Origin of the sequence: Vibrio diabolicus (genome assembly GCF_011801455.1) — a bacterium.
GTDB lineage: Bacteria > Pseudomonadota > Gammaproteobacteria > Enterobacterales > Vibrionaceae > Vibrio > Vibrio diabolicus.
In genome coordinates this window covers 226,450-240,162 of record NZ_CP042451.1, presented here as the reverse complement: position 1 = coordinate 240,162, position 13,713 = coordinate 226,450, and the positions used below count along the sequence as shown (strand labels likewise).

General features: G+C 47.5%; 10 protein-coding genes. 8 read left to right on the top strand and 2 right to left on the bottom strand.

Features of this window, described 5'->3' with window-relative positions; translation table 11 throughout:
- Window positions 1-199 precede the first annotated feature (199 nt).
- The 3 genes from FR741_RS01145 (at window position 200) to FR741_RS01135 (ending at window position 2,664) form a co-directional block, all read left to right on the top strand.
- Window positions 200-682 (top strand): hypothetical protein, encoded by a 483-nt coding sequence (locus tag FR741_RS01145; RefSeq protein WP_012841321.1) that lies wholly within the window; start codon window positions 200-202, stop codon window positions 680-682.
- 201 nt (window positions 683-883) lie between these two features.
- Entirely contained in the window at window positions 884-1,261 is a 378-nt protein-coding gene (locus FR741_RS01140; RefSeq protein WP_012841320.1) for a hypothetical protein, read from the top strand.
- A 17-nt stretch (window positions 1,262-1,278) separates the two neighbouring features.
- Window positions 1,279-2,664, top strand: coding sequence for a class II fumarate hydratase (locus FR741_RS01135; protein ID WP_167426164.1), 1,386 nt, complete (start codon window positions 1,279-1,281; stop codon window positions 2,662-2,664).
- Between the two features lie 94 nt (window positions 2,665-2,758).
- Here the strand turns inward: FR741_RS01135 and FR741_RS01130 are convergent, their stop codons facing one another.
- On the bottom strand, window positions 2,759-6,190 hold the full coding sequence (locus tag FR741_RS01130) for a hybrid sensor histidine kinase/response regulator (RefSeq protein WP_167426163.1): 3,432 nt from the start codon (window positions 6,188-6,190) through the stop codon (window positions 2,759-2,761).
- A gap of 134 nt (window positions 6,191-6,324) precedes the next feature.
- On the bottom strand, window positions 6,325-7,512 hold the full coding sequence (locus FR741_RS01125; protein WP_167426162.1) for a 3-phenylpropionate MFS transporter: 1,188 nt from the start codon (window positions 7,510-7,512) through the stop codon (window positions 6,325-6,327).
- Window positions 7,513-7,742: 230 nt separating this feature from the next.
- Here FR741_RS01125 and FR741_RS01120 point away from each other — a divergent pair, with 230 nt between their 5' ends.
- From FR741_RS01120 to accB, 5 genes are all read left to right on the top strand, one after another.
- Complete coding sequence (locus tag FR741_RS01120) at window positions 7,743-9,569, top strand: DUF294 nucleotidyltransferase-like domain-containing protein (protein WP_167426161.1); 1,827 nt, start codon at window positions 7,743-7,745, stop codon at window positions 9,567-9,569.
- A gap of 35 nt (window positions 9,570-9,604) precedes the next feature.
- Complete coding sequence (locus FR741_RS01115; protein WP_005382363.1) at window positions 9,605-10,234, top strand: 3'-5' exonuclease; 630 nt, start codon at window positions 9,605-9,607, stop codon at window positions 10,232-10,234.
- Between the two features lie 237 nt (window positions 10,235-10,471).
- Window positions 10,472-12,424, top strand: coding sequence for an acetate--CoA ligase (gene acs / locus FR741_RS01110; RefSeq protein WP_167426160.1), 1,953 nt, complete (start codon window positions 10,472-10,474; stop codon window positions 12,422-12,424).
- Window positions 12,425-12,727: 303 nt separating this feature from the next.
- Window positions 12,728-13,177 (top strand): type II 3-dehydroquinate dehydratase, encoded by a 450-nt coding sequence (gene aroQ / locus FR741_RS01105; protein ID WP_167426159.1) that lies wholly within the window; start codon window positions 12,728-12,730, stop codon window positions 13,175-13,177.
- A gap of 61 nt (window positions 13,178-13,238) precedes the next feature.
- Window positions 13,239-13,703 (top strand): acetyl-CoA carboxylase biotin carboxyl carrier protein, encoded by a 465-nt coding sequence (gene accB / locus FR741_RS01100; RefSeq protein WP_005397840.1) that lies wholly within the window; start codon window positions 13,239-13,241, stop codon window positions 13,701-13,703.
- Window positions 13,704-13,713 lie beyond the last annotated feature (10 nt).

Below are 13,713 nucleotides of genomic sequence, written 5' to 3'. Positions count from 1 at the left end.
CTAATAATTAGATTCCCTGAGCCGTAGCAAGGAAGCACACGAATGGCATTGATTATATGTTCGGGGAACGCAGAAACAATCGTTTAGAACAGGGCAAAGATTGCAGCAAGCTAGTTGCTCTACCTTCAAAATCATTAACGAAGTTATTAGTGATTTTAGCCAGTTAAAATGAACAGATAATTGATGGAATTAGTATTTTATGTTCAAAAACAAGCACTTTATTCTCGCTCTTCTTATTGCGCCGATTCTTTCTTTGATCGCCTACTTCGGCACCGATATGGCACTCAGCGAGAAACCCCACGCGGCACAAGAAGGGGAAACTTACAAACTCGCGAGTAAGTCTAACTGTCGTTACACCAGTGGACTGTGTGACATGGAAAATGGCGACTTTAAAGTGAAGTTTCGCTCAGAACAGCTCACGAAAAATGGCTTAGAATTGTCACTCAATGCCGCCTATCCACTCGAAGGGGTCAAAGTTTCCATCGTTAATGACGAAGAGAAAAATGCTCAGCCGATTGATATGAAGCCCGCCGATCAGGCTGGAAAAAGTTGGTACATTACCTTACCAAGACCAGCATCCGCAGAAAGTTGGTTAAGAGTCGTCATTCAATCTGGAGGCACACTTTATTACGGCGAAACACAAACCGCGTTTGTGAAGTACGAAACCTTATTTACAGAGTAATGGCCACAGATAAAGACACCGATATCCAAAACGTCGATACCTCATTGTCACCTCAGGACTAAATAATTCCCTCTCTGCCGACGCTTTTACGTCGGCTTTTGTTTCCGTAAGTCTTTCTTCAACAACCTCTTACTCTAAAAAGGGTTGCCAACCCACCACTTAATTGATAATAATTATCATTACATCAAACGAGAGGTTGTTATGGACAACAAACGGGACATCTTCAACGCATTTTTTAAAGCACAAGATAGATTCCTTCTCGCCGCACCACACGGCTTTGAGCCAGACGTAATTCATGACTATATTCATTGGGGAATGGTGTTGTCTTCCTGCTATGAACACGGTGCCGATGAAGAAAATCTATTGTTGTGTGAGCTGTTTTTGCGTCAGGTTTATTTCCATCTACTAGACGCAATTCAAGACTCCACTCGCAGTCGCATCTTCCGTCGTGTCTGTCTCGATTCTATCCATACGCCATTATTCTGTCTCAAACGCTATTACTATCAGTTTGAACAAGGCGACGTGAAATTTCTCGCATTACAACAACAATTACGCCTGATTCAAATCTCACTCGATTAACCAAAAGGATCCCTACCATGAGCACCGAATTCCGCATAGAAACTGACAGTATGGGCGAAGTGAAAGTCCCAGCAGATGCACTCTACCAAGCCCAAACTCAGCGCGCCGTCGATAACTTCTCATTCAGTCAACATAAGATGCCATCTGGCTTCATCCAAGCGTTGGCACACATCAAGCAGACTGCGGCACTCACCAACGCACAATTGGGGCTGCTTGAAGGTGATATCGCTAATGCGATTGCTGACGCAGCTCAGGCGATTATCGAGGGCAATCATATTGAGCAGTTCCCAATTGACGTATTTCAAACCGGATCAGGCACCAGCTCAAATATGAATGCGAATGAAGTGATTGCAACACTGGCCTCCCAGCATCTAGGCGGTACCGTCAGTCCTAATGATCACGTCAACATGGGACAAAGCAGTAACGATGTGGTGCCAACCGCAATTCAAGTTAGCGCAGCATTAGCCATTGAAAAACAGCTCTTTCCGGCCTTGTCACACCTCAGCCAAGCACTAGAGTCTAAGCAACAAGCATTGAAAGATGTTGTAAAAACCGGTCGCACTCACTTAATGGACGCGATGCCCATTACCTTTGCTCAAGAGCTTGGCGGTTGGCAGTTCCAAATCGACCATTCTAAGCAAGCGATTGAGCAAGCACTGCCAGCGGTAAAAGCCTTAGCCCAAGGTGGTACGGCGGTTGGAACGGGGATCAATGCCGATCCACGCTTTGCGGATATATTCGCCAGCAACCTGACACAATCTACTCGTATTCGGTTCACAGCCAGTGATAATTTCTTTTTCAATTTAAGCAGCCAAGATACGATCGTCGCCCTATCGGGACAGCTCAAAACAGCAGCAGTTGCGATCATGAAGATCGCAAACGATCTTCGCTGGATGAACTCAGGCCCATTGGCTGGTTTAGGTGAGATTGAATTACAGGGCTTGCAACCGGGTTCTTCCATCATGCCTGGCAAAGTAAATCCTGTGATCCCAGAAGCCGCAGCTATGGCATCAGCGCAAGTCATTGGTAATGACACCACGATTACCGTCGCGGGCCAAGCAGGCAACTTCCAACTAAACGTCATGCTACCTGTCATTGCTCATAATATATTGGAGAGCATCGAGTTGCTCGCTAACAGCGCAACGGCTTTAGCTGATAAAGCCATTGCAACATTCGAAGTTCGTCAAGATAACTTGGATGTAGCGCTCGCCAAAAACCCAATTTTGGTCACGGCCCTCAACCCGGTCATTGGCTACCTGAAAGCGGCAGAAGTCGCGAAAAAAGCCTATAAGCAGGGGCGTGCGATTATTGATGTCGCAGAAGAAGAAACCGATTTAGATAGAGCCACGTTAGAACGATTGCTTAATCCAGCGAAGCTAACCCAAGGCGGCGTCGCGGAATAAGCGGCAAACTCAGCCTACAAACCAAAATAAGATTACAAACACAGAGACCTCCATTCGGAGGTCTCTTTTATAGCAACGCTAAAGCACTCTAAATTTATACGACGCGGTTGAGCACCGAACGCAATTTAAGCGGCTTAACTGGCTTCGCAATAAAGCTGAACCCATTTGCCTTGATGCCATCAAGCATATCATCGGTGCGATCCGCGCTGATGATGACACCTTCAAAGCAGCTGCCTAGCCTCAAGCGACATTGCTGTAGCACTTCCAAGCCAGTACGACCATCATCAAGTCGGTAATCGGAAAAAATCACGTCCGGCATCCAACCATCCTCGAGAGCTTGTAGACTTTCGACCAAATCTGTCGCCACTCGCGTATCGCAGCCCCATCGAGACAGTAAGTTTTCCATACCGACTAAAATATCGGGCTCATTATCCACACATAGAATTCTTAGATGACCAAGTTCAGACTGGTTACTTGTCGTGACTTGAACTGGGTGCGGCTGCACATGATCGGCTTTATCAAGCGTGATAGAAAAGACACTGCCTTTACCAACCCAAGAACGCATCGAAATTTCATGCCCGAGCACTTGAGCAATTCCCTTGGAAATCGCCAAACCAAGCCCGAGACCTTGGTCGGAACGAACTTGAGTTCCGCGATTAAACTCTTCAAAGATCTCTTGCTGCTTCTCTTCTTCAATCCCCACTCCATTATCCCATACATCAATACGCACTCGCCCTTTCACGCGGCGAACACCGAGTGCGACTTTGCCATTCGGGTTATAACGAAACGCATTGGTCAGGAAGTTTTGCACCACACGGCGCAGCAGTTTGGGATCCGACTTAACCATGAGTGAGGACGGAATCATGGTGAACTCTATACCTTGCTGTTTGGCTAACGCACTAAACTCAGCATTCAAATTCGACAACACATCATTTAACGCAAAGCCGTGCACGTTGACTTCCAGCTTGCCCGACTCCAAGCGCGAGATATCCAGCAAATCTCCTATCAGGTCTTCGGCCGCCTCTAAAGCACTCTCAATGTGTGCCGACAGCTTTTTGGCTTCGCTGTCTTTGGCAACTTCCGACAGCGAAGAAGCAAACAGGCGCGCAGCGTTGAGTGGCTGCATCAAGTCATGGCTTACTGCCGCCAAGAACCGTGATTTGGACTTCGATTCCAAATCGGAGCGTTGCGTCGCTGCCACCAGCTGCTTGTTAAGTTGTTCTAATTCCCGAGTCCGCAGACGTACCCTTTCTTCCAATGTCTCGTTGGCGTCTTTCAGCGCTTGCTCTGCATCTCGGAATACGGTGATGTCGGTAAAGCTCATCACAAAGCCACCACCTGGCATTGGGTTACCTTGTACCTCAATCACGCGACCATCGGGGCGGACCCGAGAAGAGGTGTGCCGAGTCCCTTGCTCAAGGTGATACACACGGCGACGGACGTGGTCATCAGGATCGCCTGGGCCACATAAACCTTGCTCTGCATTGTGCCGAATCACATCCGCAATCGGTCGCCCAACTTGGATCAAGCCTGGCGGAAATTCAAAGAGTTCTAAGTAGCGTTGGTTCCAAGCCACCAAGCGTAATTGCTTATCGACCACCGCAATACCTTGGCCGATATGTTCAATCGCCCCTTGAAGTAGGCCTCGGCTAAAATCGTACAGTTCAGAGGCTTCATCGACGATAGTCGCCACCTCTTCAAGCTGCATGTTTCTTCCTTGCAGGGCAGAAGTAAGTACTAACTTAGCAGAAGAAGCACCGAATACCCCGGCTAATACACGTTCGGTATGTCGAATCAGAGAAGATGGCGCCTGCTGATTCGGCATTAGCTCTTCTCGTTGCTGGCTCCAATACGCTTGAAAAGCCGCTTTTACTCGCGTTCGCCCAACAAACCTAGACGCTAGCATTTCTAGTTCAGCAACCGTAACACGACTCTGGTACAGGCTCATGTTTTCGCTTTCAGGCAGTGGCGTACCAACGAATGACGCCGATTGTAAGCGCTCACTTAGGCTTGGTCGGGTGGCCATAGAAATCACAACAAAACACACTGCATTGACGATCACGCTGAGGATCATCCCCCAATCTGAAATCGCAATGTCAAAGCCAGCCAATACCTCTGGTGGGGTGATCAACCAAATCAAAAAGTTGTTACTGGCATTCCCGGCAAGCATGTCCGTTTGGCTCATTAACGTAATCAGCCAAATGGTAAAGCCTACCGCCAAGCCAACATACACACCTTTCTTATTCCCTTGACGCCAGTACATACCGCCCACCAGCGCAGGCGCGAATTGCGTGATCGCCGCAAATGAGAGAAAGCCGATTGCTGAAAGTGAGTGAATGGTATCTAACGCTTGATAAAAACCCCAAGCGCCAATTAGTAGGACTAAAATCAGACCACGGCGGATCCGCAGTAATAATTCAGAGAAGTGATGATGGTTACGCTGCGTCAATCGCATGCGACGCAATAGTAGTGGCATAACCAAGTCGTTCGATACCATGATCGCTAAGGCAATCGTCGACACGATAACCATGCCACTGGCCGCCGAAGTGCCGCCTAAAAATGCAAGCAAAGCGATTTCACTCGCCCCTACCGACATCGGAACACTGATCACATAAGTATCAGGCGAAGCACCACTCAACAAACCTTGCCCTACCCACGCAATAGGTAAAACAAAAATCCCCATCAAGATCAGATAAATGGGAAACAACCAACGAGCAACATGCAAATCTTGCGCGCGTTCGTTCTCCACCACCATCGTATGGAATTGTCGTGGAAGACACACAATCGCCAGCATCGTGAGTACGGTATGAATCAATATGGTCGGGATGTTTGGTGACTGATACGTCTGTGCGGCAACATCAACTAAGCTCAAATTCTCGGTGTTCATCGCCAACCAAACAATGAATACACCGACCACTAAAAACGCCAACAGTTTAATAATCGATTCGAAGGCAATCGCCATCATCATCCCACGATGGTGTTCCGTGTTATCAATGTGCCGGGTACCAAATAGCATGGTAAAAATTGCCAGTGCGACCACGACAAACCACGACACGCTATCGTTTTGATAACCAAAATCGGTAGCCAGTTCTGGGGCAATGATTTCTAGCCCCATGGTGATACCACGCAGCTGCAAAGCGATGTACGGCAAAATTCCCGCAACCGCAATGAGTGTAACGACTACGGCCAAACCTTGAGATTTGCCGTAACGAGCTCCGATAAAATCAGCAATCGACGTAATGTGTTCCCGTTTAGCAATCAAAATAAGCCGAGCTAAAACGCGCCATCCGATGGTAAACACTAAAATGGGGGCAATATAGATGGGCAAGAAAGACCAAGGGTTACTGCTGGCCTGCCCGACCGTGCCGTAGAAGGTCCACGATGTACAGTACACCGCAATGGAAAGGCTATAAATCCACGGCCGCCAGCGTGCTAACCACCTTTTCTGAATGTCGCCGTACCACGCGATGATAAATAAGGCTCCCAAATACGCCAAAGAAACGGGAACCACCAGCCATCCTTGCATCCGATATCCTTTCTTGCCTTTCTTGCCGTTTTAAAGCAAGAGAATAAAAAAACCTCTCCATTAGGGAGAGGTTTCATTTAACACTGCTTTCACAACGGAGACAAAGCTTAGTTTTTAACCTTTGTCACAGAAGTCTAATTCTGTGTTTCCAGTGACTTGTCTGATACATCGACCACATGATGTGGCTCTTGTGGTTCGAGCTTGATGAACAATGCCAATAAACCCATCGCGGCCATGCCCCAGAACACAAGTGGTCCCCAGTGCTCATAACCCCAACCGCTCAACACGGTCATCAGTGCGATGAATGCGCCTAGCGGAATCGCGTTATACAATGCTTGCAGCGCCACTATCTTATTTTCTTCCGAGTTTTGGATATATTGAATTGCAGCAATGTGTGCCGTTGCGAAGGTCACGCCATGCAATAATTGAACAATCACCAAAGCAACAATCGACGTTGTCGATGCCGTAATGCCCCAACGCATCATCACACCAACGGCAGCAACAACAAATAACGCGCGCATTGACCAACCGACAAATAAACGCTTGCTCAGCGCAAACACTGCCACTTCGGCTGCAACACCCAAGCTCCACAGATAGCCAATCACATCTTCCGAATGACCTGCGGCTTTCCAGTGAATAGCGCTAAAACCGTAGTAAGCCGCATGACTGCCCTGAATTAATGACACCAACACTAAGAATTTAAGTATCGGCTTGTCAGTCAAAAGAGCACTCAGTTTTGGACGCTCCGCGCTTTGCCCACCAAGCGTAACGGGCATCGGGTTAGTCATACGCATTGAAAATAGCAACGAAACTAACACCCCGACCATCGCCGTGTACAAGATCATATCAGAGCCAAATTCAGCCACCAGATAACCCACGGCCGTCGAACCCGCGATAAAGGCGATCGAGCCCCATAAGCGCGTACGGCCATAATCGAGCATTTTCAGACGAGCGTAGTAGTTTGCCATCGCATCCGATAATGGAACAATCGGTCCACAACAGAGGTTAAATAGCACCGTCGCTAACGCCATTAACCAAAAACTGCCACCTGTAAAAAAGTGAAATCCAACAAAAAGGAGGGCAGCGAAACTCAACCAACGTAAAGCAGGCATAAGGTGTTCAACTTTGTGCACTCGTGGGGTGATCACGATATTGGCGACACAACGTGTCGCAAGACCTAACCCAACTAGCAAACCGATGTCGGTCGAAGAGACACCTTGCTCCTTAAACCAGAGTGACCAAAATGGCAGATATACGCCATACGCAAAGAAGAATCCGAGAAAGTACTGGGAAATCCAGCCATACGGAGAAGGTTTCAACATTACTAATATCCTAAAACGGGAACATCAACGTTCGAACCGGGAATTATGGATCGCTATGCGTATTATAAAAAGGGAAGAATAGGCAACTTATCGTTTCCTCGATGGAATACTAACTTTGCGACATTGGCCATCTTAAAGCGAAATCATCGTGATTTAGACCAAAGTCGTCTGGCTTCCGGTAGGAAATTTGTCAGACTTAGAGAGTGTTCCTTCCATCATTGGGTGTTCTCATGCCTGACAAATTTAACATGCAATCTCCACCGTTCGACCGCTTAACCGAAGCACAACAGACACGACTGCGCTCGTCTCTGGACGTTGCCTACTATCGAGCTCGAGATGTAATTTTATCTTGCGGACAGAAGAACCCTCACTTGCATATTCTGATCAAAGGCGCGGTAGAAGAGCGCTCCCAAGATCAGCAGGAAGTGTTCGCGCATTATGCCAACGACGATATGTTTGATGTGCGCTCGTTACTTGAAGACAACGTACGTCATCAATACATCGCACTTGAAGACACGCTCTCCTATCTGCTACCGAAAGACGTCTTTCTGGCGCTTTACAACGAGAATGGTCAGTTTGCGGCCTATTTCGATAACAATTTATCAAAGCGACAAGAACTCATCGAAGCCGCTCACCAACAACAAAACTTGGCAGAGTTTATCCTCACCAAAGTTGACCGCAGCATTTATCACCCACCGATGATCCTTGAGCCAAATACGCCGATTAACGAGGTGACGCACACCCTAAAAGCAAATGGGATCGATGCAGCACTTGTCAAACTCAATGATGACGATCCGCGATTAGAAAAATGGCCTTCGGCTCATCCATACGCCATCGTGACGCGCACCAACATGCTGCACTCCGTGATGTTAGATGGCTGCGCACTCAATACCCCTGTTGGTGATATCGCCACCTTTCCTGTCTATCACGTTGATGATGGTGATTTTTTATTCAACGCCATGATCACCATGACCCGAAATCGAATGAAACGTCTCATGGTATGTGATGGCAACCAAGCCGTCGGCATGCTGGATATGACCCAAATTCTCAGCGCGTTCTCCACCCACTCTCACGTGTTAACGCTCAGTATTGCCAGAGCAAGCAGTGTGGAAGAGCTCGCATTGGCCTCAAACCGCCAGCGTCAATTGGTCGAGAGTTTATTGAGAAACGGCATCCGCACTCGCTTTATCATGGAGCTGATTTCCGCCGTGAACGAGCAAATTATCGAAAAAGCGTTCGAGTTAGTGGTTCCACCAGCCTTGCACGATCATTGCTGCTTAATCGTACTCGGCTCAGAAGGTCGAGGAGAACAAATTCTCAAGACAGACCAAGACAATGCTCTAATTATTCAAGATGGTTTGGAATGGCCTCATTGCGAACAAGTGATGCAATCCTTCACGCACACTCTACAACAGCTCGGTTATCCACTTTGCCCGGGTAAAGTCATGGTCAACAACCCGAAATGGGTCAAAACGCAGCACGAGTGGATAAACACCTTAGACCGCTGGATAGCCAAAGCCGAACCACAACAAATCATGGACTTAGCCATTTTCAGTGACGCCCATGCTGTTGCGGGAAATCGCGAACTGCTGGCTCCAATCGCGACCCACCTTCGCGACACAATGAAAGATCGCATGTTGATACTGTCTGATTTTACTCGCCCTGCCTTGCAGTTTTCTGTGCCCCTAACTCTGTTTGGCAACGTAAAAAGTGCTAAGGACGGATTAGATATTAAACGCGGAGGAATTTTCCCAATTGTGCACGGCATTCGCACCTTGTCTTTGGAATATGCCATTGAGGAGAAGAATACGTTTGAGCGCATTGAAGCACTGAGAAATAAGCGCATCTTAGAGCCTGAAACGGCAGATAACCTCAACGAAGCACTGAAATTGTTCTTTAAGGTTCGCCTTAATCAACAACTCAAAAAGCAAGAAGCATTGAATAACATTGATATTAAACAACTGGATAGAACCGAGCGTGACTTACTTCGCCACAGCTTACATGTAGTGAAAAAATTTAAGCAATTTTTAGGCTTCCACTATCAAATTCGTGATTAACCATGATTTTAATAAATCATACAGAGGCGTAGGCAATGAACTGGTTACAACGCAAATACTGGCACTACAAACTGAAAGGCTCTCCTTATCAGTCGCTTTTTTGCACGCCCGATAAAACAGAATACGTTTCTCTCGACTGCGAAACCACTAGCCTTGATCCAAATCGTGCCGAGTTGGTGACCATTGCGGCCACGAAGATCATCGACAACCGCATCATCACTAGCCAGCCATTTGAAGTCCGCTTACGCGCGCCGCAATCGCTCGATTCTGGCTCAGTCAAAATTCATCGAATTCGCCACCAAGACTTAGTCGACGGGATTAGCGAAAAAGAGGCGCTGCTCGAGCTGCTCGACTTTATCGGCAACCGACCACTTGTCGGTTATCACATTCGTTACGATAAAAAGATCTTAGATCTTGCTTGTCTGAGGCAACTTGGCTTTCCACTTCCTAACCCGCTCATCGAGGTCAGTCAGATTTATCACGACAAGCTGGAAAGACATTTGCCGAATGCCTATTTCGACTTAAGTCTGGATGCCATTTGTAAACACCTCGAACTTCCTATCCAAGATAAACACGACGCTTTACAAGACGCGATTTCTGCCGCTTTGGTCTTTGTCCGCTTAACGAAAGGCGATTTACCCAACCTAACCGCGCCGTATACATAAAAATCAGTTGACCTAGCTCCCAGAAATGCTTTTGTTTCAGCGATTTCCCGGCGCTTCCATCACTCTCATCCTAAAGTCTAATTGTGGAAATACGCGCAGTGACTGACAGTTATAAGCACAACGTCGTCATTACCACGACCAAGTTATTTAGAACCAAAAAACAGCCCTACAAAAACATATTCAAAATCTTATCTAGATTGGTGTAAGGCCGAGAAATAAGGCACAAGGAGAGAAGCCATGAGCGAAGCCCACGTTTATCCGGTAAAAGAAAATATTAAAACTCATACACACGCGGATAATGATACTTACTTAGCCATGTATCAGCAGTCGGTAACCGATCCAGAGGGCTTCTGGAACGAACACGGCAAAATCGTTGATTGGATCAAACCTTTCACCAAAGTAAAAAGCACCTCTTTCGATACTGGTCATGTCGACATTCGTTGGTTTGAAGATGGCACACTGAACGTCTCGGCGAACTGTATTGACCGTCATCTCGCAGAACACGGGGATAACGTCGCCATCATTTGGGAAGGCGATGATCCAGCCGACGACAAAACACTCACTTTCAACGAACTACACAAAGAAGTGTGTAAGTTCTCCAACGCATTGAAAGAGCAAGGCGTACGCAAGGGCGACGTGGTATGTCTATACATGCCAATGGTGCCAGAAGCCGCAGTGGCTATGCTCGCTTGTACCCGCATCGGTGCGGTTCATACCGTTGTATTTGGCGGTTTCTCACCAGAAGCTCTCTCTGGCCGTATCATCGACTCTGACGCGAAAGTCGTGATCACCGCTGATGAAGGCGTGCGCGGCGGACGTGCCGTTCCACTGAAAAAGAACGTGGACGAAGCACTAACTAACCCAGACGTAAAAACCATCAATAAAGTGTTGGTGCTTAAACGTACAGGTGGTGATGTCGAATGGCATGAACACCGTGATGTTTGGTGGCACGAAGCAACAGCTAACGTTTCTGACGTTTGCCCACCAGAAGAGATGAAAGCCGAAGACCCGCTGTTTATCCTCTACACATCTGGCTCGACAGGTAAACCTAAAGGCGTACTACACACAACAGGCGGTTACCTCGTTTACGCGGCGATGACCTTCAAATATGTGTTCGATTACCAACCAGGCGAAACCTTCTGGTGTACCGCGGACGTGGGTTGGATTACCGGTCACACTTACCTTATTTACGGCCCACTTGCGAACGGCGCGAAAACAATCCTGTTCGAAGGTGTACCAAACTACCCAAGCACAAGCCGCATGAGCGAAGTAGTCGATAAACATCAAGTCAACATTCTATACACCGCCCCAACCGCGATTCGTGCCCTAATGGCAAAAGGTGATGAAGCGGTTGCAGGCACATCTCGTTCAAGCCTGCGCATCATGGGCTCAGTGGGCGAACCAATCAACCCAGAGGCGTGGGAGTGGTACTACAAAACGATTGGTAACGAGAACTCACCTATCGTCGATACTTGGTGGCAAACGGAAACTGGCGGCATCTTGATTGCGCCACTACCAGGGGCAACCGATCTAAAACCAGGCTCTGCGACTCGCCCATTCTTCGGCGTCCAGCCTGCTCTTGTCGATAATATGGGCAACATTCTTGAAGATACCGTTGCTGAAGGTAACTTGGTTATCCTTGATTCTTGGCCAGGCCAGATGCGCACGGTTTACGGCGACCATGAGCGCTTTGAACAGACCTACTTCTCAACCTTTAAGGGTATGTACTTCACCAGTGATGGTGCGCGTCGTGACGAAGACGGCTACTACTGGATCACTGGCCGTGTTGATGACGTACTAAACGTGTCGGGTCACCGTATGGGTACCGCTGAAATTGAATCAGCGCTAGTGGCTCACCACAAGATTGCAGAAGCGGCGATTGTTGGTATTCCACATGACATCAAAGGCCAAGCTATCTACGCTTACATTACATTGAACGATGGTGAATTCCCGTCAGCTGAGCTGCACAAAGAAGTTAAAGATTGGGTGCGTAAAGAGATTGGTCCAATCGCGACACCAGATGTACTGCACTGGACGGATTCCTTACCGAAGACTCGCTCTGGTAAGATAATGCGTCGAATCCTGCGTAAGATTGCAACGGGCGATACAAGCAACCTCGGAGACACGTCAACGCTTGCCGATCCAAGCGTGGTAGACAAACTTATCGCAGAGAAAGCAGAATTGGCATAAATTCAACCAACTGTTTTAAAAGCACTTTAAAAACCGCCATCACTCATGGCGGTTTTTTGCTTTTGCGCACAAATTAGCCACATAAAGAACATGGCAATTATGTTGTTTTTGTTAACTTGGTTACAGAAACGAAGGTGGCTATTAGGAGATTAGACCAGTAAATTGCTGCTAATTGCTATGAATTAGCTATAATCTTGGTCGATTTTTTAAAATTTGCTCGGTTTTAACAAAAAAATCGTGCTGAACTATCGTATATTTGGGAATATAAACGTTCCACTCACGATAAGGGAAGATAGCAACATAATGTCTGCAAAGTCACGGATTCTTGTTCTAAACGGACCAAATCTTAACCTATTGGGTCTGCGCGAACCGACACACTATGGTCACAGCACCTTAGCACAAGTTGTGGATGCTCTTACGAAGCAAGCTCATAACGCTGGGGTGGAACTGGAACACCTACAATCAAATCGTGAGTACGAACTGATTGAAGCCATTCATGCTGCTCATGGCAAGATTGACTTCATTATCATCAATCCAGCGGCTTTCACTCATACCAGTGTGGCACTGCGAGATGCATTACTTGGCGTCGCCATCCCATTTATTGAGGTGCACTTATCAAATGTGCACGCACGTGAACCATTTCGTCATCACTCTTATCTGTCAGATAAAGCAGAAGGCGTGATTTGCGGTTTAGGCGCACAAGGTTATGAATTCGCTCTGTCTGCCGCGATTAATAAGCTACAGGCAAAGTAACCCTAACACTCTGCAACCCCACGAGGGTTGTCTTAATCACAAGATAAAAGAGAAAGAAAAGATGGATATTCGTAAAATCAAGAAGCTAATTGAGTTAGTTGAAGAGTCTGGCATTGCTGAGCTAGAGATTTCTGAAGGTGAAGAGTCAGTACGCATCAGTCGTCACGGCACTGCAGCCCCTCAAGCACCAGTTCACTACGCAGCAGCTCCAGTAGCGGCACCTGCTCCAGCAGCAGCGGCACCAGTAGCAGAAGCGCCAGCAGCAGAAGCTCCAGCAGCTGCAACGCCTGCAGGTCACCAAGTTCTTTCTCCAATGGTTGGTACTTTCTACCGTTCTCCAAGCCCAGACTCTAAAGCATTCGTAGAAGTGGGTCAGAAAGTAAATGCTGGCGATACGCTATGTATTGTTGAAGCAATGAAAATGATGAACCAAATCGAAGCGGACAAATCTGGCGTTGTTACAGCGATCCTAGCTGAAGACGGCCAACCAGTTGAATTCGACCAACCTCTTGTTGTAATCGAATAAGCGGGGCTTG

What these genes read in the sequence shown, in the direction of transcription:
- accB (WP_005397840.1), top strand. Translation starts at nt 13,239, where the DNA reads ATGGATATTCGTAAAATCAAGAAGCTAATTGAGTTAGTTGAAGAGTCT.
- FR741_RS01115 (WP_005382363.1), top strand. Translation starts at nt 9,605, where the DNA reads ATGAACTGGTTACAACGCAAATACTGGCACTACAAACTGAAAGGCTCT.
- FR741_RS01135 (WP_167426164.1), top strand. Translation starts at nt 1,279, where the DNA reads ATGAGCACCGAATTCCGCATAGAAACTGACAGTATGGGCGAAGTGAAA.
- FR741_RS01130 (WP_167426163.1), bottom strand. Translation starts at nt 6,190, where the DNA reads ATGCAAGGATGGCTGGTGGTTCCCGTTTCTTTGGCGTATTTGGGAGCC.
- FR741_RS01125 (WP_167426162.1), bottom strand. Translation starts at nt 7,512, where the DNA reads ATGTTGAAACCTTCTCCGTATGGCTGGATTTCCCAGTACTTTCTCGGA.
- FR741_RS01140 (WP_012841320.1), top strand. Translation starts at nt 884, where the DNA reads ATGGACAACAAACGGGACATCTTCAACGCATTTTTTAAAGCACAAGAT.
- aroQ (WP_167426159.1), top strand. Translation starts at nt 12,728, where the DNA reads ATGTCTGCAAAGTCACGGATTCTTGTTCTAAACGGACCAAATCTTAAC.
- acs (WP_167426160.1), top strand. Translation starts at nt 10,472, where the DNA reads ATGAGCGAAGCCCACGTTTATCCGGTAAAAGAAAATATTAAAACTCAT.
- FR741_RS01120 (WP_167426161.1), top strand. Translation starts at nt 7,743, where the DNA reads ATGCCTGACAAATTTAACATGCAATCTCCACCGTTCGACCGCTTAACC.
- FR741_RS01145 (WP_012841321.1), top strand. Translation starts at nt 200, where the DNA reads ATGTTCAAAAACAAGCACTTTATTCTCGCTCTTCTTATTGCGCCGATT.